At 66.9% G+C, this 26,604-nt stretch carries 25 protein-coding genes and 1 pseudogene; all 26 read right to left on the bottom strand.

The window, feature by feature from the left end; all coding sequences use genetic code 11:
• Window positions 1-23: 23 nt before the first annotated feature.
• The gene (locus tag Q7J58_RS10235; protein ID WP_304827125.1) at window positions 24-863 is read right to left on the bottom strand and encodes a CoA ester lyase; all 840 of its coding nucleotides are present in this window, start codon (window positions 861-863) and stop codon (window positions 24-26) included.
• A complete protein-coding gene (locus tag Q7J58_RS10230) occupies window positions 860-2,218 on the bottom strand; it encodes an MmgE/PrpD family protein (protein ID WP_304827122.1) in 1,359 nt (452 codons plus the stop codon). The genes Q7J58_RS10235 and Q7J58_RS10230 overlap by 4 nt, the downstream gene beginning before the upstream one ends.
• Before the next feature lie 11 nt (window positions 2,219-2,229).
• Window positions 2,230-3,408: a CaiB/BaiF CoA-transferase family protein gene (locus tag Q7J58_RS10225; protein ID WP_304827119.1), complete on the bottom strand. Its 1,179-nt coding sequence runs from the start codon at window positions 3,406-3,408 to the stop codon at window positions 2,230-2,232.
• Window positions 3,409-3,660: 252 nt separating this feature from the next.
• Complete coding sequence (locus Q7J58_RS10220; protein WP_304827116.1) at window positions 3,661-4,821, bottom strand: acyl-CoA dehydrogenase family protein; 1,161 nt, start codon at window positions 4,819-4,821, stop codon at window positions 3,661-3,663.
• 26 nt (window positions 4,822-4,847) lie between these two features.
• Entirely contained in the window at window positions 4,848-5,732 is an 885-nt protein-coding gene (locus Q7J58_RS10215; RefSeq protein WP_304827114.1) for a MaoC family dehydratase N-terminal domain-containing protein, read from the bottom strand.
• 109 nt (window positions 5,733-5,841) lie between these two features.
• On the bottom strand, window positions 5,842-6,795 hold the full coding sequence (locus Q7J58_RS10210) for a nitronate monooxygenase family protein (protein ID WP_304827111.1): 954 nt from the start codon (window positions 6,793-6,795) through the stop codon (window positions 5,842-5,844).
• Window positions 6,796-6,828: 33 nt separating this feature from the next.
• On the bottom strand, window positions 6,829-7,284 hold the full coding sequence (locus Q7J58_RS10205) for a PaaI family thioesterase (protein WP_304827108.1): 456 nt from the start codon (window positions 7,282-7,284) through the stop codon (window positions 6,829-6,831).
• Complete coding sequence (locus tag Q7J58_RS10200) at window positions 7,281-8,813, bottom strand: AMP-binding protein (protein ID WP_304827105.1); 1,533 nt, start codon at window positions 8,811-8,813, stop codon at window positions 7,281-7,283. The genes Q7J58_RS10205 and Q7J58_RS10200 overlap by 4 nt, the downstream gene beginning before the upstream one ends.
• Before the next feature lie 19 nt (window positions 8,814-8,832).
• Complete coding sequence (locus Q7J58_RS10195) at window positions 8,833-9,291, bottom strand: PaaI family thioesterase (protein WP_304827102.1); 459 nt, start codon at window positions 9,289-9,291, stop codon at window positions 8,833-8,835.
• A gap of 20 nt (window positions 9,292-9,311) precedes the next feature.
• Window positions 9,312-10,310 carry a tripartite tricarboxylate transporter substrate binding protein gene (locus Q7J58_RS10190; RefSeq protein WP_304827100.1) on the bottom strand — a complete coding sequence of 333 codons (999 nt, stop codon included), beginning with the start codon at window positions 10,308-10,310 and terminating at the stop codon, window positions 9,312-9,314.
• Between the two features lie 374 nt (window positions 10,311-10,684).
• On the bottom strand, window positions 10,685-11,656 hold the full coding sequence (locus Q7J58_RS10185) for a tripartite tricarboxylate transporter substrate binding protein (RefSeq protein WP_304827097.1): 972 nt from the start codon (window positions 11,654-11,656) through the stop codon (window positions 10,685-10,687).
• A 61-nt stretch (window positions 11,657-11,717) separates the two neighbouring features.
• Entirely contained in the window at window positions 11,718-12,872 is a 1,155-nt protein-coding gene (locus Q7J58_RS10180; RefSeq protein WP_304827094.1) for an acyl-CoA dehydrogenase family protein, read from the bottom strand.
• A gap of 19 nt (window positions 12,873-12,891) precedes the next feature.
• Window positions 12,892-14,070: a thiolase gene (locus Q7J58_RS10175; protein ID WP_304827091.1), complete on the bottom strand. Its 1,179-nt coding sequence runs from the start codon at window positions 14,068-14,070 to the stop codon at window positions 12,892-12,894.
• Window positions 14,067-14,456: an OB-fold domain-containing protein gene (locus Q7J58_RS10170; protein WP_304827089.1), complete on the bottom strand. Its 390-nt coding sequence runs from the start codon at window positions 14,454-14,456 to the stop codon at window positions 14,067-14,069. Before Q7J58_RS10170 ends, Q7J58_RS10175 begins: the two co-directional genes overlap by 4 nt.
• Before the next feature lie 11 nt (window positions 14,457-14,467).
• Window positions 14,468-15,373: an SDR family NAD(P)-dependent oxidoreductase gene (locus tag Q7J58_RS10165; protein ID WP_304827393.1), complete on the bottom strand. Its 906-nt coding sequence runs from the start codon at window positions 15,371-15,373 to the stop codon at window positions 14,468-14,470.
• Window positions 15,374-16,111: 738 nt separating this feature from the next.
• A complete protein-coding gene (locus tag Q7J58_RS10160; protein WP_304827086.1) occupies window positions 16,112-16,915 on the bottom strand; it encodes an enoyl-CoA hydratase/isomerase family protein in 804 nt (267 codons plus the stop codon).
• A complete protein-coding gene (locus tag Q7J58_RS10155; RefSeq protein WP_304827083.1) occupies window positions 16,912-17,706 on the bottom strand; it encodes an SDR family oxidoreductase in 795 nt (264 codons plus the stop codon). The genes Q7J58_RS10160 and Q7J58_RS10155 overlap by 4 nt, the downstream gene beginning before the upstream one ends.
• Window positions 17,703-19,427 (bottom strand): long-chain-fatty-acid--CoA ligase, encoded by a 1,725-nt coding sequence (locus tag Q7J58_RS10150; RefSeq protein WP_304827080.1) that lies wholly within the window; start codon window positions 19,425-19,427, stop codon window positions 17,703-17,705. The genes Q7J58_RS10155 and Q7J58_RS10150 overlap by 4 nt, the downstream gene beginning before the upstream one ends.
• Window positions 19,428-19,446: 19 nt before the next feature.
• The gene (locus tag Q7J58_RS10145) at window positions 19,447-20,583 is read right to left on the bottom strand and encodes an acyl-CoA dehydrogenase family protein (RefSeq protein WP_304827390.1); all 1,137 of its coding nucleotides are present in this window, start codon (window positions 20,581-20,583) and stop codon (window positions 19,447-19,449) included.
• 32 nt (window positions 20,584-20,615) lie between these two features.
• On the bottom strand, window positions 20,616-21,443 hold the full coding sequence (locus Q7J58_RS10140; RefSeq protein WP_304827077.1) for an SDR family oxidoreductase: 828 nt from the start codon (window positions 21,441-21,443) through the stop codon (window positions 20,616-20,618).
• 25 nt (window positions 21,444-21,468) lie between these two features.
• A complete protein-coding gene (locus Q7J58_RS10135) occupies window positions 21,469-21,897 on the bottom strand; it encodes a MaoC family dehydratase (RefSeq protein ID WP_304827074.1) in 429 nt (142 codons plus the stop codon).
• Window positions 21,894-22,352, bottom strand: coding sequence for a MaoC family dehydratase N-terminal domain-containing protein (locus tag Q7J58_RS10130; RefSeq protein WP_304827071.1), 459 nt, complete (start codon window positions 22,350-22,352; stop codon window positions 21,894-21,896). Before Q7J58_RS10130 ends, Q7J58_RS10135 begins: the two co-directional genes overlap by 4 nt.
• A gap of 11 nt (window positions 22,353-22,363) precedes the next feature.
• Window positions 22,364-23,548: a lipid-transfer protein gene (locus Q7J58_RS10125; RefSeq protein ID WP_304827387.1), complete on the bottom strand. Its 1,185-nt coding sequence runs from the start codon at window positions 23,546-23,548 to the stop codon at window positions 22,364-22,366.
• A gap of 141 nt (window positions 23,549-23,689) precedes the next feature.
• Complete coding sequence (locus tag Q7J58_RS10120) at window positions 23,690-24,760, bottom strand: AraC family transcriptional regulator (RefSeq protein ID WP_304827068.1); 1,071 nt, start codon at window positions 24,758-24,760, stop codon at window positions 23,690-23,692.
• Between the two features lie 44 nt (window positions 24,761-24,804).
• Window positions 24,805-26,016, bottom strand: a complete 1,212-nt coding sequence (locus tag Q7J58_RS10115; protein WP_304827384.1) for a CaiB/BaiF CoA-transferase family protein — start codon at window positions 26,014-26,016, stop codon at window positions 24,805-24,807.
• A gap of 210 nt (window positions 26,017-26,226) precedes the next feature.
• Window positions 26,227-26,565 (bottom strand): annotated as a pseudogene (locus Q7J58_RS10110) (transposase); the annotation flags it as partial.
• Between the last annotated feature and the right edge of the window lie 39 nt (window positions 26,566-26,604).

The following is a 26,604-nucleotide window of genomic DNA, read 5'->3' as shown; positions in this document are numbered from 1 at the left end:
GCCACCCTGCCCTGTGGTCGCCATCAAGGCAGGAGAAGGCGGCGCGCCCGGGCCAGCACGGGCGCATCCACCATGCGGCCTTCGAACTGGAACACGGCGCCTTGAGCTGTGTCGTTGGCCAACAGCACGCGCTGCGCCCAGTCGCGCTCGGCCACACTGGGCGCGAAGGCGGTGTGCACCAGCGCCACCTGGCCGGGGTGGATGCAGAGCTTGCCGCCAAAACCCAGTCGCTGTGCGCGGCGGGTGTCGGTGTCGCAGGCCACCGCGTTGCCCACGTCGGGTGTGACACCGTCCACCGGTGGCGCCAGGCCGGCACGCCGGGAAGCCGCCACCAGCGCGAGGCGCACCGGCATCAGCTCCGTCTGGGCCTCGTCGGCGGCCATGCCCATGTCGAGCTGGAAATCCAGGTGACCGAACACCAGCCGCAGCACGCCGGGCGCACGGGCCAGCGCGTCTGCCTGTGCCCAGCCTTCGGCGCTTTCAATCAGCGGCAACAGCGCCACGCCGGGGCCGGCGGCCTCTGCCACGGCAGCGAGGGTGTTCGCATCGCTGGCCTTGGGCAGCACCACGCCGCCCAAGGGGCGGTCGCGCAGCGAGCGCAAGGCCTGCAGATCACCGGCGTGTTCGGGCGCGTCCACCGGGTTGATGCGCACCAGCAGGCGGGCGCGCTGTGCCGGTTCGGCCTGCTGAACAAAGGCCCGCACGTATTCCCGTGCGGCGGCCTTGTCCTGCGGTGCCACGGCGTCTTCCAGGTCCAGGATGACGCCGCCGGCTTCCGTGGCCAAGGCTTTTCCGAACCGTTCCGGGCGGTGGCCGGGCACGAACAGCAGGCTGCGAGCAACGGCCAGCACGGAAGCGTTCATAGCGAGTCCAGCAGCGCGCCCACACGCGGCCATTGGGCCACCTGCCACAGCGCGTCCACGGCGGCCTGCATCTGCCCGGGCGTGGCGCCACCGCTGTGGGCGGCCAGGCGCAGGGCCTTGGCGGTGATCTCTTCGCGGCTGAGCGTGTTGCCCGGGTCGCCTTTGGGCTCGTCGACGCGGCCATGCAGCGTGCGACCGTCGGTGGTCTGCACCGTCACTTTGCCGATCCAGCGTGCGGGGTAGGCGCGGTCCACTTCTTCGTCCAGCACCATGCTGACGCGGTCGCGCAGCGCACGGGTGATGTCGCTCAGAAAGTGCTGATCGAACTCGGCCAGGCCAGCGTGACCGAACTGGGCCACCAGGGCCAGCACCGTGCCCATGGAGAACTTGCTCTGGTGCACCGTGGCCGGGTTGACCACCGGGCCCAGCACGTCGATGGCGCCCTGGTGCACGTGGGTGGTGACCTGTGCCAGATCGGCTGGCTTGAGTTGGTGTTCTTGCATGACCTTCAGCAGTGCGTCGGCCGCCGGGTGGGTGTGGCGGCAGCTGGCGTGGTACTTGAACGAGGTCTCGGCCGTGGCCCAGCGCGTGCCCAGGCGGTCGGTGAGGCGGGCCACATCGGCATCACTGGACATGCCGGCGGCCATGCCCTGCGGGCCTTCGAGCACCTGGGCCGCGCCGGTGAAACCGTCCTGTGCCAGGTAGGCGGCCATCAGGCCGGCGCCGGCGGCGTGGGCGGTGTGCAGCTGCTTGCTGTCGGCCGCCGTTCTCAGGAACTCCCACAAGCCGGCGGCGGTGGTGCCGGCCGATCCCATGGCATGCTGCATCTGCTGGGGTGTGAGCTTGAGCAGGTGGCCCACCGCGACCGCGGCGGCCACGGTGCCGGCGGTGCCGGTGGTGTGGAACACCTTGTAGTGCGAACGACCGAGGAACTCGCCAATGCGGATGCCGACCTCGTAGCCGGCGACCGATGCGGTGATCAGGTCCTGCCCGGAAGCGCCGAGCGCCTGGGCCACCGCCAGCGCGGGTGGAAACACCACCGTGGCCGGGTGGAACACCGAACCGTTGTGCACGTCGTCCTGTTCGGCCACATGCGAGGCGGCGGCGTTGGCCATGGCCGCCGCGTAGGGGCTGGAGCGGCGGCGCTCGTTGATCACTTCGCTGGGACCATCGGTCGGGCCCATGGCCAAGGCGAATCGCGCAATGCTGTTGACCGGGCGCGAGCCAAAACCGGCCACGGTGGAACCGAACCAGTCCACCAGCAGGTCTTCGGTCTTGCGCACCACGGGGTCGGGGATGTCGGTGAAGCGCAGTTGTGCGGCAAAGGTGGCCAGGGTGGTGGACGGTGTGGTCATGTTCGGCAGTTTCAGATGGCCCCTGCGGCGCGCAGGGCTTCAATGTCGGCATCGCTGCGGCCAAGCTGGCGCAGGATGGCGTCGGTGTGTTGGCCCACGGCGGGCACCGGGTCCATGCGGTAGTCAAAGCCGCTGTGGCGCCCCGGCGGCAACAGGGCCGGCACAGCGCCGGCGGGTGTGTCCACCTGCTGCCAGCGCTTGCGTGCGGCCAGTTGCGGGTGGTTCCACACGCCGGCCATGTCGTTCATGCGGGCGTTGGCGATCTGTGCGCGGTCCAGACGATCCACCACGGCTTGCGTGTCCAGGCTGGCGAACGCCGCGAGGATGAGGGCTCGCAACTCGGCGCGGTGCTGGTTGCGCTGCGCATTGCTGTGAAATCGAGGGTCGGTGGCCAGCTCAGGTTGCTCCAGCACGGAGTCGCAGAACACCTTCCATTCGCGTTCGTTCTGCAGGCCCAGCATCACGGTGCCGCCATCGCCTGCGGCGAAAGGGCCATACGGGTAGATGCTGGCATGCGAGGCGGCGGTGCGCGGTGGCGGGCTGGCGCCTTCGAAGGCGTAGTACAACGGGTAGCCCATCCATTCGGCCAGGCTCTCCAGCATGGACACGTCGATGTGTGAACCTTCGCCGGTGCGCCCGCGCTGCAGCAAGGCGGCCAGGATGGCGCTGTAGGCGACCATGCCGGCGGCGATGTCGGCAATCGAGTTGCCCGCCTTGGACGGGTCGTCGGGCGTGCCGGTGATGGAAAGCAAGCCCGCCTCGCTCTGGATCAACAGGTCGTAGGCCTTCTTGTCGCGGTAGGGGCCGTCTTCGCCGTAGCCGGAGATGTCGCACACGATCAGGCGCGGGCAGCGTTCCCGCAATGTCTCGTACCCCAGACCCATGCGCGCCGCCGCGCCGGGTGCGAGGTTCTGCACCAGCACGTCTGCGCCTTGCAGCAGCTCGTTCAATACAGCCATTGCAGCGGGTTGTTTCAGGTCCAGCGAGAGGCTTTCTTTGGAGCGGTTCGTCCAGATGAAATGCGAAGACTGCCCCTTCACACGCGTGTCGTAAGCCCGCGCAAAGTCGCCCACCCCGGGCCGCTCCACCTTGATCACCCGCGCGCCCAGATCGGCCAGCTGGCGTGTGCAGAAAGGCGCAGCGATCGCGTGTTCCAGTGACACGACGGTGATGCCGTCAAGTGGTCTCATGCTGCTGCCTTTCAATCTTTTCTTTGCTGCCCTGTGGGCGAATGCCCGGTCTCACTCGTTGCACCTCGCGGGCCAAAGCGTGCACGGGCTGGCCAACAGAGATAGGGATTCGACAGCCCAAGAGAGCTTCAACCATGCAAGACCTCCGGCGAGAAGTGAACCTGTCCAGAGATACCGTCGGGCCGGCTTCGCCGGACGACTGGTATCGCCCCCTTGAGGGGGTGACGCCGAAGGCGGCGCAGGGGTGGGCCATCAGTAACTCCGGGGCAACCCCAGCACGTGTTCGGCCACGTACGACAGGATCATGTTGGTGGAGATCGGTGCCACCTGGTACAGGCGGGTCTCGCGGAACTTGCGTTCCACGTCGTATTCGTTGGCGAAACCGAAGCCGCCGTGCGTCTGCAGGCAGGCATTGGCGGCCTCCCAGCTGGCCTTGGCGGCCAGGTACTTGGCCATGTTGGCTTCGGCGCCGCAGGGCTTGTGCGCATCGATCAGTTCGCAGGCGCGCCAGCGCATCAGGTTGGCGGCCTCGATCTCGATGTAGCTCTCGGCGATGGGGAACTGCACGCCCTGGTTCTGGCCGATCTTGCGGTTGAACACCACGCGTTCGCTGGCGTACTTCGTGGCACGGTCGACGAACCAGTAACCGTCGCCAATGCACTCGGCCGCAATCAGCGTGCGCTCGGCGTTCAGGCCATCGAGGATGGTCTTGAAGCCCTTGCCTTCCACGCCCAGCAGGTTTTCTTCAGGAATTTCCAGGTTGTCGAAGAACAGTTCGTTGGTCTCGTGGTTGACCATGTTCGGTATGGGGCGCACGGTCAGGCCCTTGCCTTCGGCCTGCTTGAGGTCGATCAGAAAGCAGGACAGGCCGTCGGATTTTTTCTGCACCTCGGCCAGCGGCGTTGTGCGCGCCAGCAGGATCATCATGTCGCTGTGCTGCACGCGCGAAATCCACACCTTCTGGCCGTTGATGACCCAGCGGCCGTCGTTCTTCACGGCCTGGGTCTTGAGCTTGGTGGTGTCGCTGCCGGTGGTGGGCTCGGTCACGCCCATGGCCTGGATACGCAGTTCACCCGCCGCGATGCGCGGCAGGTAGCGGTCTTTCTGCGCTTCGGTGCCGCTGCGCACGATGGCGTTCATCACGTACATCTGCCCATGGCAGGCGCCGGAGTTGCCACCCGATCGGTTGATCTCTTCCATGATCACCGAAGCCTCGGCCATGCTCAGGCCTGAGCCGCCGTAGGCCTGCGGAATCAGTGCCGCCATCCAGCCTGCCTTGGTCAGGGCATCGACAAAGGCTTCCGGGTAGGCCCGCTGTTCGTCGACCTTGCGGTGGTACTCGTCAGGGAACTCGGCACAGAGGGCGCGCACGGCGTCGCGGATGTCCTGGTAGGCGTCGGTGGTGTGTTGCATGGAGAAATGGGGTGTTCGGGAAGAGTTCAGGCGACTTCGGCCACAGCGGACATGGTCAGCCAACCATCGGTGTCCTGTGCCCACAGGCGCACACTGCGGCCGTCGGGTGAGGGTTGTCCGTTCACGCGCAAGGCACGACCGTCGAAGCTGGGGCGCAGCGCCTTGAAGTGGAACGCCCTGACGGTGGCGATGGGCAGGTGTCGGCGCAGCAGGTCCATCAGCAGCGTGGCGATCAAGGGGCCGTGCACCACCAGGCCGGGGTAGCCTTCCGTTTCGGTCACGTAGCGTCGGTCGTAGTGGATGCGATGACCATTAAAAGTGAGCGCGCTGTAGCGGAACAGCAGCACGTCGTCGGGCGTGAGTTCGCGCTGCCAGGCCGCTCCGGTCTCGGCGGCGGTCGGCTCGGGCGCCGGGTCGCCCGGGCGGGGGGCGTCGCGGTAGACGATGTCGTGCACATCGCTCAGGGCCAGGCCGCGTACGTTGTGCAGCTCGTGCGCCACCTGCACGAACACCAGGTCGCCACTGCGGCCGTGCTTGTGCTGCACCGAGGCGATGCGGGAACGCCGCTGGACGTCGTCGCCCACGCGCAAGGGGTTGTCGGTGTTCCAGACCAGGCGGCTGCCCGCCCACATGCGCCGGGGCAGCGGCACCGGCGGCAGGAAGCCGCCGCGCTGCGGGTGGCCGTCGGGTCCGATTTCGCTGTGGCGGTGCGTGGGCAGAAAGTACAGCCAGTGCCCCAGTGCCGGCAGAGGGGTGCCTGCAGCAGGCGCCGGGTCGTCGCGATCCAGTGTGGCCAAGAGCGCACGCAGCGGCGCAGCGGTGACCTGGTCGTGCAGCGTTTCGGTGCGCCCTTGCCAGGTCTGCAGATGCGTGAGGGTCCCGGTGTCCAGGCCGGGCGGTGCGGTGCTCATGTGTCTCCTGTGGTGCTTTGTTCCGGGTTGGCCCAATGATCGCGGCCACCCGGCCGGGAGGCAATCTTCGATTGCCAAACCCTCCCCTCTGGAAAGGTGAAGGGCCGCTTCAGCTCCTGGCAAACAGGCGTTCGCGGGCCTGGCGGTACTCGCGTTCCAGCCGGTTCACGCGCTCGGCCACGGGCTCCACCGCGTGCACCGCACCAATGCCCTGGCCGCAGCCCCAGATGTCTTTCCAGGGCTTTCGCGTGCTGCCGAAGTTCATGGCCGACGGGTCGCTCTGCGGCAGTTGGTCGGGGTCCATGCCGGCGGCGCGGATGGACGGCTTGAGGTAGTTGCCGTGCACGCCGGTGAACAGGTTGGAGTAGACGATGTCGTCGCTGCTGCTTTCCACGATCATGCGCTTGTAGGCCTCGTCGGCGCGCGCTTCTTCGGTGGCAATGAAGGCGGACCCGATGTAGGCCAGATCGGCGCCCATGGCTTGCGCGGCCAGGATGGCGTCACCCGTGGCGATGGCGCCCGAGAGCGCCAGCGGGCCGTCAAACCAGGCGCGGATTTCCTGGATCAGCGCAAGCGGGTTCTTGGTGCCAGCATGGCCGCCGGCGCCAGCGGCCACGGCCACCAGGCCATCGGCGCCTTTGTCCACCGCCTTGTGCGCGAAGCTGTTGTTGATCACGTCGTGCAACACGATGCCGCCCCAGGCATGCACGGCGTCGTTCACTTCGGCGCGCGCGCCCAGCGAGGTGATGACCAGTGGCACGCGGTATCTGGCGCACACGGCCATGTCGGCGTCGAGCCGGTCGTTGCTCTTGTGCACGATCTGGTTGATGGCAAAGGGCGCGGCAGGCTGCTCAGGGTGTGCCTTGTCGTGCTCTGCCAACGCTTCCGTGATCTCTGCCAGCCACTCATCGAGCAGCGACTGCGGGCGCGCATTGAGCGCCGGCATGGCGCCCACGATGCCGGCCTTGCACTGCGCAATGACGAGTTGCGGCACGCTGATGATGAACAGGGGCGAGGCGATCACCGGCAGGCGCAGGTGTTGCAGGCAAGCTGGCAATGACATGTTGGAAGTAAACAAAAAAAGGTTCGATTGATTTCAGGTTGCTTCAGGCAATGGCAGGTAGCGAAAGCTGCCCATGCCACGGGCGACGACTTCGTCGGTTGCATCGCGCACCTCGGCCTGGCACAGGATCACGCCGTCGAGCGTCTGCAGCACGTCGCCGTCCGCCACCAGCCGGCCACGCCCGGGACGAACAAAGCTGGAACTCAGGTTGAGCGTGACGGCTGTCTTTTGGAAGTCCACCAGCGACACCGCCGCGCTGGCCATGACCACGTCCATCAGGGTGAGCACCACGCCGCCATGGATGGCGTGGATCACGTTTTCCAGTTCGGGGCGCCCCTCAAGCGTGAGCCGCGCGCGGCCGTCTTTCGAGTAGGCGCGCTGCACGCCCAGCCAGCGGGTGAAGGCCACGCGCGCATAGGCATTGCGGCGCGCTTCGGCCAATGCCTCGAGGTCCGACGCATCTTCTTCGACGTGGCGGACGCTGGTCATGCGCGCAAGGTGTCGCGCAACACGGTCTTGAGCACCTTGCCGGCCGCGCTCATGGGCAGGGCCTCGACGAAGTGCATGCCGCGCGGGCACTTGTAGCCGGCCAGTTCGCGGCGGCACCAGGCCGTGAGTTCGGCCTGCAGCTCGGCGGTGTGGGCGCTGTCGCCGCGCAAGACCGGGTCGCGGGCCACCACCACGGCATGCACGGCCTCGCCCCACTTCACGTCGGGCAGGCCGATGACGGCCGCGTCCACCACCTGCGGGTGGCTGCGCAGCGCGGCTTCCACTTCGGCGGAGTACACGTTTTCGCCGCCGGAGATGATCATGTCCTTCAACCGGTCGGCGATGAAGAGATAGCCGTGTTCGTCCATGCGTGCACCGTCGCCGGTGCGGAACCAGCCGTCGATGAATGCGCGTTCGGTGGTGTCGGGCAGGTTCCAGTAGCCGCGCGTGACCATGGGGCCGCGCACCTGGATCTCACCCACCTCGCCGCGAGGGACTTCCTCACCCAGCGGGTCGACGATGCGCACTTCGGCGCCCAGGCCAGGCCGACCCACCGCGCGCCAGCGGCCATTGCGCCGGCCTTCGCCGCGGTGGTTGGCGGGTGGGTTGATGCAGACCGCGCCGGCGGTTTCGGTGAGGCCGTAGGCCTGGAAGAACTCGGCATCGGGCCAGGTCTGCAGCGCGCGGTCCAGCAGGTCGGGCGGCATGGGGGCCGCGCCAAAGGCGATGCGCGTGAGCGACTGCATGCGGCCAGCGTCGAAGCCCGGCAGGTCGAGCATGGCCTGCAGCATGCTGGGCACCATGATGGTGTCGGTGATGCCCAGGCGATCCACGGCGGCCATCACCTGGTCGGGCCGGAAACTCGGCATGGTCACGCAGGTGCCGCCCACGCTGGCCTGGCCCACCAGCCGGCCCAGGCCGGCCACATGGAACAGCGGCGCCACCAGCAGCGACACGCCTTCTGGCGGGTTGGGCAGCTCTGCGGCGCGGGTGATGGAAGCGGTCCAGAAATTGGCGTGCGACAGCATCACGCCCTTGGACCTGCCGGTGGTGCCACCGGTGTACAGCAGGGCGGCCAGGGCGTCGCCGCCGGTGCGGCTGTCCGGCATTGGCGTGCAGGTGGCGGCTTCGACGGCGAATGCATCGGTGGACAACACCGTGGTCTGGTCGGCCAGGTCGGCGGCGGGCCCGGCCAGCGAAGGGTCGACCACCAGCAGGCGCGCACCCGAATCCGCCAACGCGTGGCGCAGTTCGGCCACGCTCCAGCGCGTGTTCAGCGGGCAGGCCACGGCGCCCAGCCACCAGCACGACCACAGCAGGATGATCAAGGCGTCGTTGTTGGGTGCGAGCAAGGCCACACGGTCGCCGGGCGCCACGCCGCGTTGGCGCAGGGCAGCGGCGTGGCGGCCAGCGAGGTCGGCCAGGCCGGCGAAGCTCAGGGCGCGGTCGCCGTCTTCGGCGACGTGGCGCACAGCGATCTTCTGGGGATGGGTTTGCAGCGCGCGCTGCAGGCCCTGGGTGAGGTACATGGCAGTTTCCGTGAACGGTTCAGGGGGTGCCCTGGTCGGCATCGGTCGGTGTGTTCACCGGCGCGCGGTAGCGGAAGGTGCCCATGGCCTTGGCCACCACGGCGCCGGTGCCGTCGACCAGCTCGGCCTCGCAGAAACACACCGAGCGGCCACCGCCGGTGGTGCGACCCGTGGCCACCAGCCGGCCCGAAGCGGGGCGCATGAAGCCCACGTGCATGTCGATGGTGACCACCTCGCGCGCAAAGTCCACCAGGCCCAGCGCGGCATTGGCCATGGCGCTGTCGAGCAAGGTCATGACCACGCCGCCGTGGCCACCGCCGTGGTTGTTGAGCAGGTCGGGCCGCAGGTCCACCGCCACCACGGCCACCCCCTTGCCCACCGACTCGCGTCGCGCCGAGATCAGTTCCAGGAAAGGGATGTGGCGGTCAGGGCCAGCCACCGGCTTGCCCTGGTTCGGGACGGATAAGGTCTCTGTCATGGTGATGGGACTGCGCGCGTTCATGAAGGCTTGAATCCGATTTCGTCGAGCATCTGCTTTTCACGCACGAACTGAGCGGAAGCGTACTGCTGATAGGCGGCACCGTCGAGCAACCAGGGGACCAGGTCGTATTCGGCGCTCAGCCGCTGATAGTCGGCGTTCTGCGTGGCCTTCTGCAAGGCTTTCTGCAAACGCAGGGCAATGGCCGGGTCCAGGCCCTTGGGGGCCACGATGCCCACGGGCGACTGGATCACCAGGTCGTGGCCCAGTTCCTTCACCGTGGGCACCTGCTGCCACCGGGGCAGGCGCTGCTCGGTGAAGGTGGCCAGCAGGCGCAGCTTGCCGCTCATGGCCATGGCACCGAAGGCAGGATCGCCGTATACATGCAGGTGCCCGCCCAACACGGCAGCCACCTGTTCGGCGCCGCCCTTGTAGGGAATGAAGTTGATTTCCACGCCAGCGGCCTTGGCCAGGCGCTGGGCGTAAATGCGGTTGGCGCTGGTGGCGCCCACGTTGCCCCAGGTGATCTGGCCCGGGCGGGCTTTCGCGTCTGCCAGCAGTTCTTCCAGGCTCTTCCATGGCGCATCGGCCGCCACGGCAATACCGGTGGTGAGACTGGCCAGACCGGTGATGTAGGTGAAGTCCTTGACCGGGTCCCAGCTGACCTTGGTGATGTGAGGGTGGCGGATGACCGAGTTGTGCATCACGCTCAAGGTGTAGCCGTCGGCCTCGTTCATCATGGCCAGTCCCGCCGTGCCCGAGACGCCGCCGGCACCCGGCTTGTGGTTGAGCACGATGGGCTGGCCCAGGTCCTGTGCAGCCGCGTTGCCCATGGCGCGCAGCACGGCATCGAACATGCCACCGCCCGGGAACGGCAGCACCAGGGTGATGTGGCGGTCCGGGAAAGTGCTGGCACCAAACGCGGGCACGGCGTTCAGTCCGAACGCACCCAGGCCGGCGGCCAGCAGGGTGCGGCGATCAAGGCCGCGCGGGCCCTGGTGGTGAATCGGTTTTTGCATGTCTGTCTCCTCTTTGGGGTGGTGTCGGGCTCATGCCACCTGTCCATGGCGCAAACGTTGCAACATGAGAGATGGTGCGGCCAGTCTAGAAACTTCAACCCGCTGCGCCCATTGCCAAAAACATGCGGGCCGTTGGCGATTTCGATCAATCCGACAATGCTTCAAGTCGCTGTCGCTGCGCGAGACCCACTGCCAGCCGTTCGTGTTGGAGCACTTTGCCGCTGAGCGTCATGGACAGTTGGTGCAGACACGCGCTGACGCCACGCACCCGAGAGGGCGGGCGTTCCCGGGATCGGCGGTGTCCACGGCAGACGACTGCCGTGGGGGTGGGTGAGCCGGCCTGCCCCCGGTGGAGGCATGGCCTGGCCGAGCGATCACTTCAACGTGATCTTGGTTTCCTTGATGATGTTGGCGTACACCTTGGCATCGCTTTGCATGACCTTGGCGAATTCCTCAGGGGTTTCCCCGCCGACGAACAGGCCCAGGCCTTCGATGCGCGCGCGCACATCCGGCAGCTTGAGCACGCGCGCGGCCTCGGCTGCGAACTTGTCCAGCACCGGCTTGGGCACACCCGCAGGCATCAGCAGCCCGAACCAGCCCAGGGGTTCGTAGGAGTGCAGGCCCTGCTCGGCGAAGGTGGGCACGTCGGGCAAGGCTGGCATGCGGCTGGGGCCGGTCACGGCCAGCACCTTGAAGGACTTGAGGTGGGGCCGGGCAGTGGCGCTGTCGATGAAGGCCGCCGGAAGTTGCCCGCCCAGCATCGCAGCCACCAGCGGTGCGGCACCCTGGTAGGGCACATGGACCATGTCCAGACCAGCCTGCGTGTTGAGCAACTCGCCCTGGATGTGCGAGGAGGTACCGGCGCCGTAGCTGCCGAAGTTGTATTTGCCTGGGTTGGCCTTGACCTGAGCAATGAACCCCTTGAGGTCCTTGGCCGGATCACTGGGTTGCACCGCGAGCAGGCTGGGGCTGATGGCCACGCGGGTGATGGGCTGGAAGTCCTTGACCGGGTCGTAGGGCAGTTGCATCAGCGGCGGCTGCTGGATGATGGCCGTGATGGCCAGCAGCACGGTGTGCCCATCCGGTGCGGCCTTGGCCACGAAGTTGTTGCCGATGGTGCCACCCGCACCCGCGCGGTTTTCCACCACCACAGGGTTGTTCCAGTTCTCCTGGATCTTCTGGGCGATCAGTCGGCCCAGCGTGTCGGTGGCGCCACCGGCCGGATACGGAATCACCAGCTTGATCGGCTGGTTGGGGTAAGCGCTCTGCGCCAACGCGGGAGCTGCGGCGAGCATCCCAAGCGCGGCCATGGTGGCCAGGGTGGTACGGCGGGTGGTGAGTTTCATGGCTTGTCTCCTGTATGGGTGTATGAATGGCGAACGGGAAAAACGGAGCGCGCAAGCCCCTTCAGCGGGTGGCTTCTCGCACCAGGTTGCGGGCGATGACGATCTGCTGGATCTGTGTGGTGCCTTCGTAGATGCGGAACAACCGCACGTCGCGGTAGAAGCGCTCGATGCCGTACTCGCTCATGTAGCCGGCACCGCCGAAGATCTGCACCGCGCGGTCGGCCACGCGACCGCACATTTCAGAGGCAAACATCTTGCAGCACGAGGCCTCGGTGGCGACGTTCTGGCCCAGATCGCGGCGGCGGGCAGCGTCCAGCACCATGCAGCGGGCTGCGTAGATTTCGGCCTGGCTGTCGGCCAGCATGGCCTGCACCAACTGGAACTCCGCGATGGGCTGGCCGAACTGCTTGCGCTCAATGGCGTAGTTCAGGGCGTCGCGCTGCATGCGCTCGGCCACACCCACGCAGATGGCACCGATGTGGATTCGCCCCTTCTCCAGCACCTTCATGGCCGTCTTGAAACCCTGGCCTTCCTTGCCACCGATCAGCTGGCTGGCGGGCACACGGCAGTTCTCGAAGATCACGTCGGCGGTGTGGGCACCGCGCTGGCCCATCTTCTTGTCCTTCTTGCCGATGGTGATGCCGGGCGTATCGGCCTCGACGATGAAGGCCGAGACACCGCCCGCGCCCATGTCGGCCGGGTTGGTGCGCGCCATCAGGGTGAAGATGCCGGCCTGCGGCGAATTGGTGATGAAACGCTTGGTACCGTTGACCACATAATGGTCGCCATCGCGGATGGCGGTGGTGCGCAGCGAAGCCGCGTCCGACCCGGCCTCGGGTTCGGTCAGCGCAAACGAGGCGATCAGTTCTCCGGTGGCCAGCGGTGGCAGGTATTTCGCCTTCTGCTCCGGCGTGCCGTCGAACACGATGCCCTGCGAGCCGATGCCCACCGTGGTGCCGAACAGCGAGCGAAAGCAGGGCGAGGTCTGGCCCATCGCCAGCATCACTTCCCCCTCTTCTTCCATGGTCAGGGCCAGGCCGCCGAACTCTTCGGGCACGGTCAGACCGAACAGGCCCATTTCCTTCATCTCGCGCACGATGTCGGCCGGGATTTCATCGGTTTCAGACACCAGGGCCTCGGCTGGCACCAGGCGTTCGCGCACGAAGCGATTGACGGTATCGAGCAAGGCATTGAGGGTTTCGGGGTCGCGGATCATGAGGACGTGGTTTCGTATTTCAAAGTGCGGCAGCGGTGCCGAGAATGGCCGTGGACTGGCTGGAGAGCGTGCCGCCGTTGCCGTGGGCAATGGCTGTGGTGGCACCCGCCACCTGGCGGTTGCCACCTTCGCCGCGCAATTGGCGCACCGCTTCAATCAGCGCGAAGATGCCGTACATGCCGGGATGCACACAGGAAAGACCGCCGCCGTTGGTGTTCACCGGCAGGCGCCCACCCGGGGCGATGGCACCGTCGCGCACGAAGGCACCGCCCCCGCCCTTGGCGCAAAAGCCCAGGTCCTCCAGGAACAGCAGGGTGTTGATGGTGAAAGCGTCGTAGAGCTGCACCACGTCGATGTCCTTCGCCTGCAGGCCGGCCATGGCGTAGGCATCCGCGCCGGACTGGCTGGCAGCGGTCACGGTGAGGTCGGGCATGCTGGAGATCTGCCGGTTCCACACGGCCGTGCCATTGCCCAGCACATAGACCGGTGGCTTGGGCAGGTCGCGGGCGCGGTCTGCGCGCACCAGCACATAGGCGCCACCGCCGTCGGTCACCAGACAGCAGTCGCGCACCGAGAGCGGATCACTCACCATGCGGCTGGCCAGCACGTCGTCGATCGACAGCGGATCGCGCATGAAGGCCTCGGGGTTGAGTCGGGCCCAGGCGCGCGCGGCCACTGCCACTTCGGCCAGGTCGCGGCGGGTGGTGCCGTACTGGTGCATGTGGCGTGAGGCGGCCAGCGCGTAGGCCGATGGCGGGAGCATCGGCTCATAGGGCGTCTCGTAGGGCTGCGGGTCCAGGAACTTGCGCGCACGCGCGATCTCGGCGCGGCTGAAAGCCCCCGAGCGCTGCGCGCTGCCGTAGCAGACCAGCACCGCGTTGCACTGACCCGCGTGCAGCGCATGCATGGCAGGCAGCAGGTGCGCAATGAAGCTGGAGCCGCCGAGCATGGTGCCGTCGATGTAGCGCGGGTTGATGCCCAAGTGCTCGATCACCGGCATGGGCCACATGGTCGAAGCCACACTGGCGGTGCACAGGCCATCGATGTCGCTCATCTTCAGGCCAGCGTCTGCCACGGCCGCGCGGGCCGAACGGGCCAGCAGCTCCATGTCGGTGAAGCCGGGTGCCTCGCCGCAGCCGAAGGTGGCCACGCCGGCGATGGCGGCGCTGCCGCGCAGGGCTTTGAGGGTTGCGTTCATGCGCCTTCTCCGGCAACAGCATCGAACACCACCAGGCCCACGCCATCTTTCACCGCCACGCGGGCCTGCACCCGCTGGCCAATGATCACGTCGGCAGGCGCCACGCCTTCGACCCGGCTCATCAGTCGCACGCCTTCGTCCAGGTCGATCAGCACCACGTTGTAGTCGCCTCCCGAATCGGGCTTGCGGCGCACCGTGGTGGTGGCGTACACCGTGCCGGTGCCCCGGGGGAGCACCAGGCTCAGCGCATCGCTGCCGCAATGGGGGCAGACTTCGCGCGGGTAGTAGATGTGGCGATTGCAGTCATCGCAATGCTGGATCAGGAAGTGGCCGGCGTTGAGCTCGGCCTGGTGGCGGGCCTGGATGCCTTGTTCAGCGGTATTCATCGTCGCTTCGCTCACACTGGGTCCCAGGAGAACACGTCGCCCGAGCGGTCCAGGTCGAAATAGCTGGCCTGCATCGCAGGCAGCGCGTGGCTGGCCACCGACTGTGGAGTCCAGCCTTCGCCACGGTGCACCGAGCGAATCGGGCGCGGCTGGCTGAACAGGAAGATCTCGTTGTTGCGCACGCCGAAGATCTGGCCGTTGGTCTGGGCCGATGCATCGCTGGCCAGGGCCACCGCCAGCGGCGCGATCTTGGCCGGTGTCATCTGCTTGATGCGCTCCACCCGCGCCTGTTCTTCGGGCGTGTCGGTGGGGATGGAGCCGATCATGCGGCTCCAGGCAAAGGGCGAAATGCAGTTGGAGCGCACGTTGAACTTCTGCATGTCCAGCGCGATGGACTTGGACAGCGCAGCCACACCCATCTTGGCGGCCGCGTAGTTGGCCTGGCCGAAGTTGCCGATCAGACCCGAGGTGGAGGTCATGTGGATGTAGTTGCCCGATGCCTGTTCCTTGAAATGCGGTGCGGCGGCGCGACTGACGTGAAAGGCGCCATACAGGTGCACCTTGATCACCGCATCCCACTCGTCCAGGCTCATCTTGTGGAAGAAGCGGTCGCGCAGGATGCCGGCGTTGTTGACCACCACGTCGATACGGCCAAAAGCGTCGAGCGCGGTCTGCACGATGCGCGCGGCGCTGGTGGCGTCGGACACGCTGTCGGTGTTGGCCACGGCCTCGCCACCCAGTTCCCTGATTTCGTTGACCACTGCCTGCGCCGGGCCGGCGTCGTTGCCCTCGCCGGAAACCGAAGCACCGATGTCGTTGACCACGACCTTGGCGCCTTCGCGTGCCATGGCCAGCGCGATGTCACGGCCAATGCCGCCGCCGGCACCGGTCACCACGACGACCTTGCTCTCGACCATGCGGGGGGTGTTGTTGTCTGTCTTGCTCAAAACGAAGTTCCTTTTTTGTCTGGGTTGTATGGTGTGCGGTGGGGTGGCTGCGCACAATCTGCGATTGCTGAAGGTGGTCTTTCGTGGGGGTGAAGACTGGGGTTGACCCTTATGTGTTTGGGGGGAGGTTGTTTGTCTTTGTTGTTGTGTGTTGGCTTTCGTGGCGTGCCGGGTCTCGGCCCGGCGGCCGAGCTACTTTTCTTTGATTCGCCAAAGAAAAGTAGCCAAAAGAAAGGCGAGCCGAAGTCCGGGCCCCTTCGGGGTTCCTTGCGCTGCTCGGATCGCCCGGGGTGCGCGCAAACTCGCCTGCGGCTCAAACATGCGCGCCCCTTTCTCCGGGCGCTCCTGCGCTGCTCAGCCCGGCCACACGGCAAAGCGAAATCGGGATCGGGATCGGATATCCGCTCAGGCATGGCGCGCTGCCCGCCGGAGAGAACCCCTTCTGCGCGAGCCGAGCAGCGCAGGCCTGGGCGGATCTAGGGCTGCGCATGTTTGAGCCGAAGGCGAGTTTGCGCAGACCCCGCCCAGGGCGAGCACCGCAGGGTGCCCGGAGCGCAGCGGAGGGTCTCGCGCAGCAGGGGTCGTTTTCTTTGCCTCCTTTCTTTGTCGACACAAAGAAAGGAGGTGCGCGCCGGGCGCACATCCCGGCACGCCACGAAAGCCAACACGCACCGACAAAGAAAACCGAGCGCCGATCCACGGAGAACCTCAAGGCTTCACATCCACAGGCCAAACAAACGGCAAAGGCTGCTTCTCCAGAAAACACCTCACCGCCTCCCGATGCTCAGGCGTCGCAGCCGCCAAGGCCTGCGCATTGACCTCCGCATCCACCAACGCAGCCAGACTCGCACCAGGCGCCTGCTCCAGCGCCCGCTTGATGAGACTCACCGCCGTAGGCGAAGCGCCCACAAAGCTGGTGGCCAGCGCCTGCGCACGGTCCAACAAGGCTTCAGGCGCATGCAACTCCATCACCAGCCCCAGTCGCAAGGCCTCGTCTGCCCCCACGTCGCGAGCAGACAGCATCAGCTCCTTGGCACGCTGCACGCCCACGATGCGGGGCAGCGTGTAAAAGGCCGCCATGTCGGGCACCAGGCCCACCTTCAGAAACGACATGCAGAACGTCGCGCGCGGCGTGGCCAGCACGAAGTCCGCCATCATGGCCAGGCTGAAGCCGGCGCCTGCGGCGGCACCGTCCACCGCAGCGATCACCGGACGGTCCAGCGTGATCAGGTCGTGCAACCATTCGTGCAGGCTGCGCATGCGGTGGCGCCAGCCGGCGGTGTCCAGCCCGGCAGCGGCGATGTTGCGCAAGTCACCGCCTGAACAGAAGTGGCCGCCCGCACCGGTAAGCACCACGGCGCGGATGCCTGCGTCGCGCCGCACCTGGCCCACCACGTCGGCCAGTCGCTCGCGCACTTCGGCGTCGAAGACGTTGCGTTTGGCGGGGTTGTTGAAGGTGATGGTGGCGACCTGGTCGCGCACCTCGAACAGCAGAGCCGACACCTCGCTCATGACAACCCTCCGGACAGGTCGCGGCCACCACCTAGCGAGCTGCCGCCGTCCACCGGTATGACCGCGCCGGTCACGAACTGCGCGCGCGACGAGGCGAGGAACAGCGCCATGTGGGCGATCTCTTCCACCCGGCCCATGCGGCGCAGCGGAATGCTCTGCTCCATGCGCTCCAAGGCCTCAGGGGTGGGGGCGAGGCGGCGCACGCCTTCGGTGTCGCCAATGGGGCCGGGCACGATGGAATTGATCCGCACACCCTCGGGGCCCCATTCCATGGCGAGCACCCGGGTGAGCATGTCCACGCCCGCCTTGGCGGCACAGACGTGCGCCTGCAGCGGCGTCGGGTTGAAGGCCTGCGGCGCGGAGATGTTGAGCACGCAGGCACCTGGCTTTTTGAGGTGTTCGTGGCCGGCACGCAGCACGTGGAAGGTGCCGTTGAGGTCGATGTCGACCACGGTGCGAAAGCCCTTGGCCGACATGCCCAGCGCGGGCGCCACAAAATTGCCCGCCGCGCCGGAGACCAGCACATCGAACGGTCCGATGGCGGCGCGCGCCTGGGCCAGCACATCAGCAATGGCGTCGGCGTCGCGCACGTCGGCGCTGTAACCGCGCACCTGGGTGCCGTGCGCCTGCAACTCGGCCACGGCTCCGGCCACGCGTTCCGCGTTGCGGCTGGCAATGGCCACGTTCGCGCCCGCTGCCGCAAAGGCGTGGGCGATGCCCAGGTTGATGCCGCTGCTGCCGCCGGCCACAAAGACCGATCGGCCGGAAAAATCAAAGGGGTCGTTGCTCATGTGCCGCTTTCTTCAGGGGAAGGTTCAGTCGTGGATGAAGCGCTTTGCTCGGCCGCCTGCAGCTCTCGCCACAGGATCTTGCCGGTGCCCGACTTGGGCAGGCTGTCCATGAAGCGCACCAGGCGCGGCGCCTTGTAGACCGCCATGCGCTGACGGCTCCAGTCGATGATGTTCTGCTCGCTCACGCGGCCGCGGTGTTCGGGCTTGAGCACGATCAGCGCCTTCACCGTTTCGCCACGGCGCTCGTCGGGCACGCCGACGATACAGGCTTCGTGGATGGCGGGATGTTCGTACAGCGCACTCTCCACCTCGGCCGGCCACACCTTGAAGCCCGACGCATTCACCATGCGCTTGAGCCGGTCGCGCATGAAGAAGTAGCCCTCTTCGTCCACATGGGCCAAGTCGCCGGTGCGGAAAAATCGCAGGCCATCGAGCTCGATGAAGGCGGCCGCATCGGCCTCGGGGTTGCGCCAGTAGCCGGTCATCACCTGCTCGCCGCGCGTGACCAGCTCACCTACTTCGCCGGGCGGCAGCTCTTGCAAAGTGACCGGGTCGACGATGCGCGAGTCCACGCCCTGCGTGGGCATGCCCAGGCACTGGCGCTTGCCGCGCGCCACCGGGTTGGCGTGCAGAAAGGCCGCCGTCTCCGACAGGCCGTAGGCTTCGTTGTACTGCAGCCCAAAGCGGTCAGCCAGCAAGGTGGCCACCGCTTCGGGCATGGCCGCGCCACCGCCTGACAACAGGGCCAGGCTGGAGAGGTCGCGGGTCTGCGCCTCGGGTTGGGCAAAGAAGTCGATCACCATGGCCGGCGGTGCGGTCCACACCGTCACGCGGTGGCGCTCCACCAGTTCCACCGCCTGTGCGGCGTTCCAGCGCGGCATCATGACGATGGTGGCGCCCAGCGTGAGCGGCATGTTCATGCCGTTCTGCATGCCCAGCATGTGGAACAGCGGCGCCACGCACAGGAACACCGCGTCGCCGTGCAAGCCGCGCCACACCTGCGAGGCGAGGTTGGAGGCCAGCACGCTGCGATGGCTGTGGCAGCAGCCCTTGGGGTGGCCGGTGGTGCCCGAGGTGTAAGGCAGCACGGCCAGATCGTCCGGGCTGCTCTCACTCGCGCGCGGCGCCTGCTCAGCCGTCAGCGCGTCGGTAAACCGGTGCGCGCCTTCTGGCAGCGTAGCTGGCATGTCGGCGCGCATGGCCTCGGGCAGGCTGTCGTCGGGCACCTGCGGCAGGCCGTCGGCGTAGCGGTGCAGCACCAGATTCTGCAGAGACTCGTCGCCACCCTGGCGCAGCAGCGGGAGGATCTGGGGCAACAAGTCGCACGCCACCAGGGCCACACGGGCACCGCTGTCGCGCACATAGAAGGCCAGTTCCGGCGTGGTGCTCATAGGGTTGACCGGCACGATGGCCGCACCCGCGCGCAACGCGGCGTAATAGGCCACCACAAACTGCGGCCCGTTCTGGCTCATCAGCAACACCCGGTCGCCGCGCGCCACGCCCAGTGTGTGCTGCAGATAGCCCGCGAGCACGTTCACCTGGCGCAGCAGTTCGGCGTAGCTGAGCATTTGGCCGCAGAACACAATGGCCGGCTTGTCAGGGTAGCGCTGTGCGGCCACTTTCAGGTAGTGGTTCAGCGTGACCTGGGGCACGCGCAGGGTATGCGGCACGCCGCGGGGCCAGTACCGGTAATGCGCAGGCAGCGGGGCGACTTGTCTCATGTCTTTTTTCTGGAAGGGGCTAGCGACCGCGCTCCACCGAGCGGGCAATGATCTCCTTCATCACCTCGTTGGTGCCGCCGTAGATCTTGCTCACCCGCACATCGGCGTACAGACGCGCGATGGGGTATTCGGTCATGTAGCCGTAGCCGCCGAAGAACTGCAGGCATTCGTCCACGATGCGCACGTTGGTGTCGGTGGCCCACCACTTGGCCATGGCAGCGGTGGTGGCGTCGAGCTCGCCGCGCAGCAGGCGGCCGATGCAGTCGTCCACAAAGCTGCGCGCCACGGTGGCTTGCGTTGCGCACTCGGCGAGCTTGAAGCGGGTGTTCTGCATCGACATCAGCGGCTGGCCGAACACCTGGCGCTCGCGCACGTAGGTGATGGTCTCGTCCAGCGCGCGATGCATGGTGGCCACCGCGCCCACGGCGATGATCAGGCGCTCCTGTGGCAGCTGTTGCATCAGCTGGCCGAATCCCTTGCCCTCTTCGTCGCCCAGCAACTGGTCGGTGGGCACGCGCACCTCGTCGAAGAACAGCTCGGCGGTGTCCTGCGTTTTCTGGCCCAGCTTCTCCAGCAGCTTGCCGCGCCGGAAGCCTTCAGAGCCCTCGGTTTCCACCATCAGCAGCGACACACCCTTGGCGCCTGCCGCCGGGTCGGTCTTGACCGCCAGGCAGATCAGGTTGGCGTGCAGGCCGTTGGTGATGAAGGTCTTGGAGCCGCTGACGACGTAGTGATCGCCGTCGCGGCGGGCGTGGGTCTTCATGCGCTGCAGGTCGGAGCCAATGCCCGGCTCGCTCAGCGCAATGGCCGCCACCAACTCGCCAGTGGCCATGCGCGGCAGCCAGCGCTGCTTCTGCGCTTCGCTGCCATAGGCCAGCAGGTAGTGCGCCACGATGCCACTGTGCACGTTGTTGCTGAAGGCGTTCACCATGGCACGGGCCTGCTCTTCGCAGATCACGGCCTCGTGCCGGAAGTCGCCGCCGCCGCCGCCGTACTGCTCCGGAATGCCGGCACACAGCAGGCCCGCCGCGCCGGCCTTGAGCCAGATGTCGCGGTCGGCGTGTTGTTGCTCGGTCCAGCGCTTTTCATGCGGCACGCATTCGCGCTCGTAGAAGCGGCGCGCGGTGTCGCGCAGCTGCTCCAGGTCGGCGTCCATCCAGGGGCGTGGCCCGTTCAGCGGCGCATGGCTCACGGCCGGCCTCCGCCGCACACCAGCACCTGGCCACTCACATAGTTGGACTCCGGAATGCAGAACATGTAGACCGCACCCGCCGCTTCTTCGGGTGTGCCGCCACGGCCCAGCGGGATCAGCGCTTCGGCGTTCTTGAGCACCTGCGGGTTCACGCCCACCTTGATCTGCTGGCCGGCGATGTCGATCTTCGCGTCGGCATCGGCCGCGGCTTCGGTCAGGCGCGTCATGATCAGGCCGAAGGCCACGCTGTTGACGTTGACCTTGTAGCGACCCCATTCCTTGGCCATGGCCTTGGTCAGGCCGTTGATGCCCGCCTTGGCCGCCGCGTAATTGGCCTGGCCGGCGTTGCCGTACACGCCCGAGGTGGACGAGATGTTCACCACCTTGCGGAACACCGGCGCACCCGCTTCGGCCTCGCGTTTGGCTGCATCACGGATGAAGCCGGAGGCTGCGCGCAGGATGCGGAACGGCGCCGTCAGGTGCACCGCGAGCATGGCTTCCCATTGTTCGTCGCTCATCTTCTGCACCACGTTGTCCCAGGTGTAGCCGGCGTTGTTGACGATGATGTCGACGCCCCCGAAGGCGTCCAGCGCGGTCTTCACGAACTTGTCGCCAAAGTCGGCATCGGTCACGCTGCCCACGCAGGCCACGGCCTGGCCGCCGCGCGAAACGATGTCGGCCACGGTCTGTTCGGCCGGTGCGGCGTCCAGGTCGTTGATCACCACACGGGCGCCTTCGCTGGCGAGCTTGAGAGCGATCTCGCGGCCAATGCCCCGGCCAGAGCCGGACACCAGGGCCACCTTGCCTTCGAGTTTTTGGGTCATGTCGGATTTCCTTTGTGTGGAGGTTTCAGGGCAGGCTCAGAACAGCCTCACCCAGCAGTTTTTGCACGCCGGCCTCGTTGGTGGTGGCCAGGCTCACACGCACGAGGCGTTCACCGTCGTGCTCGAATTTTTCGGTCACCGTGCCGGTGCAGCGGATGCTTTCGCCCACATGGGTGATGGCGGCGAAGCGCACGTTGAAGTCGCGCAAGGCAGACTGGGGCACCCAGTCGGTCAGCGCACGCCCCAGCCAGGCCATGGACAACATGCCGTGGGCGAACACGTCGGGCATGCCGGCTTCTTTTGCAAAGTCCAGGTCCACGTGAATGGGGTTGTGGTCGCCCGAGGCGCCGCAGTAGAGCGCCAGGGTCAGGCGGCTCAGGGGCGGAAGGTCCAGCGCCGGCAGCGCATCGCCCACATTGACGTTGTCAAAGCGAACAGGTGTCACGGTGTTCATGCGCTCTCCTTTTCCGGCTGGCGCATGACCGTGACGCCACGCAGATCGGCCACGTGTTCGCCCCGCTGGTTGCTCACGCGCGTCTTGCGCACCACGAATTCCAGCGCGCCGCCTTTCTTGTCGTAGATGTCTTCAATGCGCTGCTCGAAGCTCAGCACGTCGCCCGCATGGGCCATGCGGTGGTAGGTGAAGCCCTGCTCGCCGTGCAGCAGGCGCTTGTAGTCCAGTCCCAGCAGGTTGCGGATGGCGGCCGGATCGGGCGACTCCATTTCGAGGCAGAACAGGAAGGTGGGCGGCACGGGCAGGCCGGGGTGGCCTGCGGCTCGCGCCGCTTCATCCTGGCTGTAGACAGGATCGGTCTGTCCGGTGGCCTTGGCGAAGAAGCGCAGTCGCCCCGCTTCCACCGCGACTTTGAAGGGAGCCATGGTGTGGCCGATGTACTTTCGATCGATCATGGCCTGGCTCCTCAGGCCTTGGCGTACAGCGTGACCACGCAGGCCCCGCCCAGCCCCAGGTTGTGCTGCAGCGCCAGCCGCGCGCCTTCCACCTGCCGCTGCTCGGCCTGACCGCGCAGTTGCCACACCAGTTCGGCGCACTGCGCCAGCCCGGTGGCGCCCAGCGGGTGGCCCTTGGACAGCAACCCGCCCGACGGGTTGGTGACGATGCGACCGCCGTAGGTGTTGTCGCCTTCCACGATGAAGCGCTCGGCCGTGCCTTCGGGTGTCAGGCCCAGGGCTTCATAGGTGATGAGTTCGTTGGCAGTGAAGCAGTCGTGCAGTTCCACCACGTCCAGGTCATCGGGGCCGATGCCGGCGTCCTCGTACACCTGCTGCGCGGCGGCTGCGGTCATGTCGTAGCCCACGACCTTGCGCATGTCGCCTGTCTCGAAGGTGCTGGGCGTGTCGGTGGTCATGGCCTGGGCGGCGATCACCACGCTGGCGTCCAGCCCGTGCTTCTTGGCGAACTCGGCCGAACACACGATGGCCGCTGCGGCACCGCAGGTGGGCGGGCAGCACTGGAAGCGTGTCATGGGGTCGAACACGGTGGGCGCGGCCATCACCTCGTCGAGCGTGAGGGTCTGGCGGAACACAGCGAGTGGGTTGCGTGCGGCGTGCTGGCGCGCCTTGACCGAGATGCGGCCGAAGGTGTCGGCGCGGATGCCGTACTGCGCCATGTAGTCGCGCCCGGCGCCGCCGAAAAACTGTGCGGCGCGGGGCACGCCGGCCTCGAAGCCCTGATGCTCGGTCATCACGTCGGCGAAGCGCGCCATGGGCGAAGGCCGGTCGTCGTAAGCGCCCTTGAGCGCGCCCGGCACCATCTGCTCGAAGCCCAGCGCAATGGCGCATTCGATCATGCCGCTCTCCACCGCCTGGCGCGCCAGGAACAGCGCACTGGAGCCGGTAGAGCAATTGTTGTTGACGTTGAAGACTGGTATGCCGCTCAGGCCCACGCCGTAGATGGCGGCCTGGCCGGCGGTGGAGTCACCGTACACGTAGCCCACATAGGCCTGCTGCACCTCGGCGTAGTCCACGCCCGCGTCGGCCAGCGCGGCCTGTGCGGCCCGCGCACCCATGACGGTGTAGGGCTCGCTGGCGCCGGGTTTGGTGAAGGGAATCATGCCCACGCCCACGACGTGAACGGGTCTGCGCATCTGGCTCATCGGGTGTCCTCATGTCAAAAACAATGACCCGAGTTTGGGCGCCGGGGGCGCTGCGGCCAATAACGGATAGGCCCAAAATGATTGGCAGAAACGCTCAGTCTGCCGCGATCCGCAGGACCTTGCCGATGCGCGTCAGTCGCCTGCTGCGGCGTCCGCCTGAGTGGGTGCCTGCGCTTGCAGACGGCGTTGCCGGTACACGCCCGGCGCCAGTCCGGTCCAGCCCTTGAAGGCGCGGTGGAAGGTGCTGGCTTCCGAAAAGCCCAGCCGGTTGGCGATGTCCAGCAGCGTGAGGTCGGGCTGCGACAGGTACTCCACGGCCACGTCGCGGCGCAGGCTGTCCTTGATGGCCTGGTAGCCCTGGCCTTCGCGCTGCAGATGGCGCCGCAGGGTCTGCGGCGTCATCGCCAGCGATTGGCTCACTTCGTCGAGCGAGGGCATGTCTTCGGCCAGGTAGCGCCGCAGCAGGCGGCGAATGCGCTCGGTCAGGCTGGTCTGGTCGCGGTATTTCACCAGCAGACTGGTGGGCGCCTGCTGCAGGAATTCGCGCAGGCTCTCCCGGTTCTGCACCACGGGAAGCTCCAGCCAGCGCGCGTCGAAACGGTAGCCCATCCAGTCGGGCTGGAAGCGCACGGGCGCCTGAAACAGGCGCGAAGCGTCGCTGCGCAGACCGGATTCCGGGTGGGTGTAGATCACCTCGCGCAAGGGAATGCGCCGCGCCACCAGCCAGCACGCCAGGCCAAAGCTGAAGAACATGAACACACGCTGGGCGTAGATCAGGCCGGCATTGGCCGGGCCACGCGCGCTCAGGCGACAGGTGGCCATGCCCTCGCTCACCTGCAGGCGCGGCACGAAGTCGTGCAACTGCTGGTGGTAGTAACGCAGGCCGGTGTGCATGGCCTCACCCAGGGTCTTGCAGTGCACCAGCAGTTCGCATCCCATGGCAAAGCTGCCCATCGGCAAAGGGTGCGCGCACAGGCCCCAGAGCTCGTCGCGCGTGAGGCGGCGCAGTTCGAAGATCAGCCGCGCATACTGCGCCTGGGTAACGCGGGACAAGGGCGACTCCAGCAGCGCTGGCGCAATGCTGGCCCGCCGCAGCACCCGCTCCCAGTCTAGGCCACGCGAACGCACGCCCTGCAGGATCTGGATCACCTGCGGAATGGCGATGGTGTGCTGGATCGGAGAGAGGTAGGTGGAGGCTGCCATGGACCGTTGCGCGGACGCGCGCATGCAGGCTGGATGAAGCGGTTTTATCCGAGCACGCCCAACGCCCGCAAGTCTGCCACGCGCTGCTCGCTCCAGCCGGATTCCTGCAACACCTCGTCGGTGTGCTCGCCGGGTCGCGGTGCCGGGCGCACCACGCGGAATTCAAAGTCGCTCATGCGCACCGGGCAGGCCAGCTGTCGCATGACCTGGCCATTGGCACCGTGTACCTCCACCGTCATGCCGCGCGCCACGAAGTGCGGGTGCGCGAGCGCTTCGTCCAGCCGCAGCACAGGCGTCACACAGCACTGGGCATGTTCGAACAGGCCCTGCCAGTGCGCCAGCGGCTGAGCGCGCAGGATCCTGGCCACTTCGGCCCGCAGGCGCATCGAATCCTCGGGCGAAGCGGGCACATGCTGCGCCTGCAGGTCTTCGCGACCCAGGCATTGGCAGAACGCGTCCCAGAACTTACGCTCCAGCGCACCCACCGCCAGGAAGCGGCCATCGGCTGTTTCGTAGAAGGCGTAGCAGGGCAGCAAGCCCGTAAGGCGGTCGCTGCTGGCCGCGCGCGGCCGGCCTTCGCGGTGCACCGCGGCCATGGGCAGCACGGCATGGGCCAGCAGGCCGTCGGCGATGGCGATGTCCACGTGCCGGCCCCTGCCCGTGCGCGTGGCATCGAACAGGGCCGCCAGTATGCCCATGACCGCTGTCATGGTGCCCCCCAGCAGGTCGGCCACCGGCACATTGGACAAGGCCAGCTCACCCGAAGGACTTCCCATCTGGTCGGCCACGCCCACCAGCGCGCTGTAGTTCATGTCGTGACCAGGCTCGTTGCGCAGCGGGCCACTCTGTCCGTAGCCGCTGATGCTGGCGAAAACCAGCCGGGGGTTGTGCGCATGCACCGCGGCCCAGCCCACGCCCAGTCGCTCCATCACTCCCGGGCGAAAGCCTTCCACCAGCACATCGGCGCTTTCGCAGAGCGACAGCAGCGCGGCCACGCCTTGGGGGTGCTTGAGATCTAGCCGTATGCCCCGCTTGTTACGATTGACCATGTCGCGCACCGGTGCTGAAGCGTAATCGCCCGCGCCGGCGTCCTCGATCTTGATCACGTCGGCACCCAGGTCGGCCAAGTGCAGCGTGCACATGGGCCCGGGCAAAAGTCGGGTGAGGTCAAGCACTTTCACACCTGCCAGGGGTGCTCCGGTGGCATGCGTGGCAGGAGCAGCTGAAGTAGGTGGATTGAATTCGGGAAGGTCCATGGCGGAGGGCGAGGTGATGTGTAGCAGCATGGGAGGTACGGTAGTGCAGTTGCCAAGGCGTGCTCAATGGCATGTGGACTCCATTGAGTTGGCAGAAAGTGACACTTTCCATGCAGTAGGAAGCCGGTGTGAACGGCTGTCAATTTCCTGATAAAAATGGTGTCGGCTTCAGCCGAGCGCGATCACCTGCAGCAGTCAGCTGACTGGCGCGTGGTAGTCCACCGAGACGCCCCCGCAGATCCAGCGGTAGGCATCGTGCTCCTGGCTCAACCGTGCCAATTCGCGCCCGCTGCCCACACTCTGCAGCGTGGCGTACAGCCACAGCGCGAAGAGGATGTGCGGGTCGATGGCGGCACGCCCGGCGTTGCTGCCGCGCGCTTTGATGTCAAGGATCAGCTGGCTCAGGTCTTGGTGTACGACGTAGCCCCACACCAGGCGGGCTCGGTGGTCTGCGGGGAGCAAGGACTCCAGGTCCGAGGCGCGCAACTCAACCTGTGAGCGGTTGGGTTGCAGCAGCCGTGGTGCGCCTTGACGGCGTTTGAGGGCCATCTGGGCTTGCGCCTGCTGTGCCTGCTCAGCAGTTGGCAC

This window comes from Hydrogenophaga sp., from assembly GCF_030656115.1.
Lineage (GTDB): Bacteria > Pseudomonadota > Gammaproteobacteria > Burkholderiales > Burkholderiaceae_C > Hydrogenophaga.
The sequence above is the reverse complement of the archived record's forward strand: the minus strand, read 5'-3'. Positions and strand labels throughout refer to the sequence as shown.

Coding starts and splice junctions, on each gene's coding strand:
- Q7J58_RS10235 (WP_304827125.1), bottom strand. CDS start 863: ATGAACGCTTCCGTGCTGGCCGTTGCTCGCAGCCTGCTGTTCGTGCCC.
- Q7J58_RS10230 (WP_304827122.1), bottom strand. CDS start 2,218: ATGACCACACCGTCCACCACCCTGGCCACCTTTGCCGCACAACTGCGC.
- Q7J58_RS10225 (WP_304827119.1), bottom strand. CDS start 3,408: ATGAGACCACTTGACGGCATCACCGTCGTGTCACTGGAACACGCGATC.
- Q7J58_RS10220 (WP_304827116.1), bottom strand. CDS start 4,821: ATGCAACACACCACCGACGCCTACCAGGACATCCGCGACGCCGTGCGC.
- Q7J58_RS10215 (WP_304827114.1), bottom strand. CDS start 5,732: ATGAGCACCGCACCGCCCGGCCTGGACACCGGGACCCTCACGCATCTG.
- Q7J58_RS10210 (WP_304827111.1), bottom strand. CDS start 6,795: ATGTCATTGCCAGCTTGCCTGCAACACCTGCGCCTGCCGGTGATCGCC.
- Q7J58_RS10205 (WP_304827108.1), bottom strand. CDS start 7,284: ATGACCAGCGTCCGCCACGTCGAAGAAGATGCGTCGGACCTCGAGGCA.
- Q7J58_RS10200 (WP_304827105.1), bottom strand. CDS start 8,813: ATGTACCTCACCCAGGGCCTGCAGCGCGCGCTGCAAACCCATCCCCAG.
- Q7J58_RS10195 (WP_304827102.1), bottom strand. CDS start 9,291: ATGACAGAGACCTTATCCGTCCCGAACCAGGGCAAGCCGGTGGCTGGC.
- Q7J58_RS10190 (WP_304827100.1), bottom strand. CDS start 10,310: ATGCAAAAACCGATTCACCACCAGGGCCCGCGCGGCCTTGATCGCCGC.
- Q7J58_RS10185 (WP_304827097.1), bottom strand. CDS start 11,656: ATGAAACTCACCACCCGCCGTACCACCCTGGCCACCATGGCCGCGCTT.
- Q7J58_RS10180 (WP_304827094.1), bottom strand. CDS start 12,872: ATGATCCGCGACCCCGAAACCCTCAATGCCTTGCTCGATACCGTCAAT.
- Q7J58_RS10175 (WP_304827091.1), bottom strand. CDS start 14,070: ATGAACGCAACCCTCAAAGCCCTGCGCGGCAGCGCCGCCATCGCCGGC.
- Q7J58_RS10170 (WP_304827089.1), bottom strand. CDS start 14,456: ATGAATACCGCTGAACAAGGCATCCAGGCCCGCCACCAGGCCGAGCTC.
- Q7J58_RS10165 (WP_304827393.1), bottom strand. CDS start 15,373: ATGGTCGAGAGCAAGGTCGTCGTGGTGACCGGTGCCGGCGGCGGCATT.
- Q7J58_RS10160 (WP_304827086.1), bottom strand. CDS start 16,915: ATGAGCGAGGTGTCGGCTCTGCTGTTCGAGGTGCGCGACCAGGTCGCC.
- Q7J58_RS10155 (WP_304827083.1), bottom strand. CDS start 17,706: ATGAGCAACGACCCCTTTGATTTTTCCGGCCGATCGGTCTTTGTGGCC.
- Q7J58_RS10150 (WP_304827080.1), bottom strand. CDS start 19,427: ATGAGACAAGTCGCCCCGCTGCCTGCGCATTACCGGTACTGGCCCCGC.
- Q7J58_RS10145 (WP_304827390.1), bottom strand. CDS start 20,583: ATGGACGCCGACCTGGAGCAGCTGCGCGACACCGCGCGCCGCTTCTAC.
- Q7J58_RS10140 (WP_304827077.1), bottom strand. CDS start 21,443: ATGACCCAAAAACTCGAAGGCAAGGTGGCCCTGGTGTCCGGCTCTGGC.
- Q7J58_RS10135 (WP_304827074.1), bottom strand. CDS start 21,897: ATGAACACCGTGACACCTGTTCGCTTTGACAACGTCAATGTGGGCGAT.
- Q7J58_RS10130 (WP_304827071.1), bottom strand. CDS start 22,352: ATGATCGATCGAAAGTACATCGGCCACACCATGGCTCCCTTCAAAGTC.
- Q7J58_RS10125 (WP_304827387.1), bottom strand. CDS start 23,548: ATGCGCAGACCCGTTCACGTCGTGGGCGTGGGCATGATTCCCTTCACC.
- Q7J58_RS10120 (WP_304827068.1), bottom strand. CDS start 24,760: ATGGCAGCCTCCACCTACCTCTCTCCGATCCAGCACACCATCGCCATT.
- Q7J58_RS10115 (WP_304827384.1), bottom strand. CDS start 26,016: ATGGACCTTCCCGAATTCAATCCACCTACTTCAGCTGCTCCTGCCACG.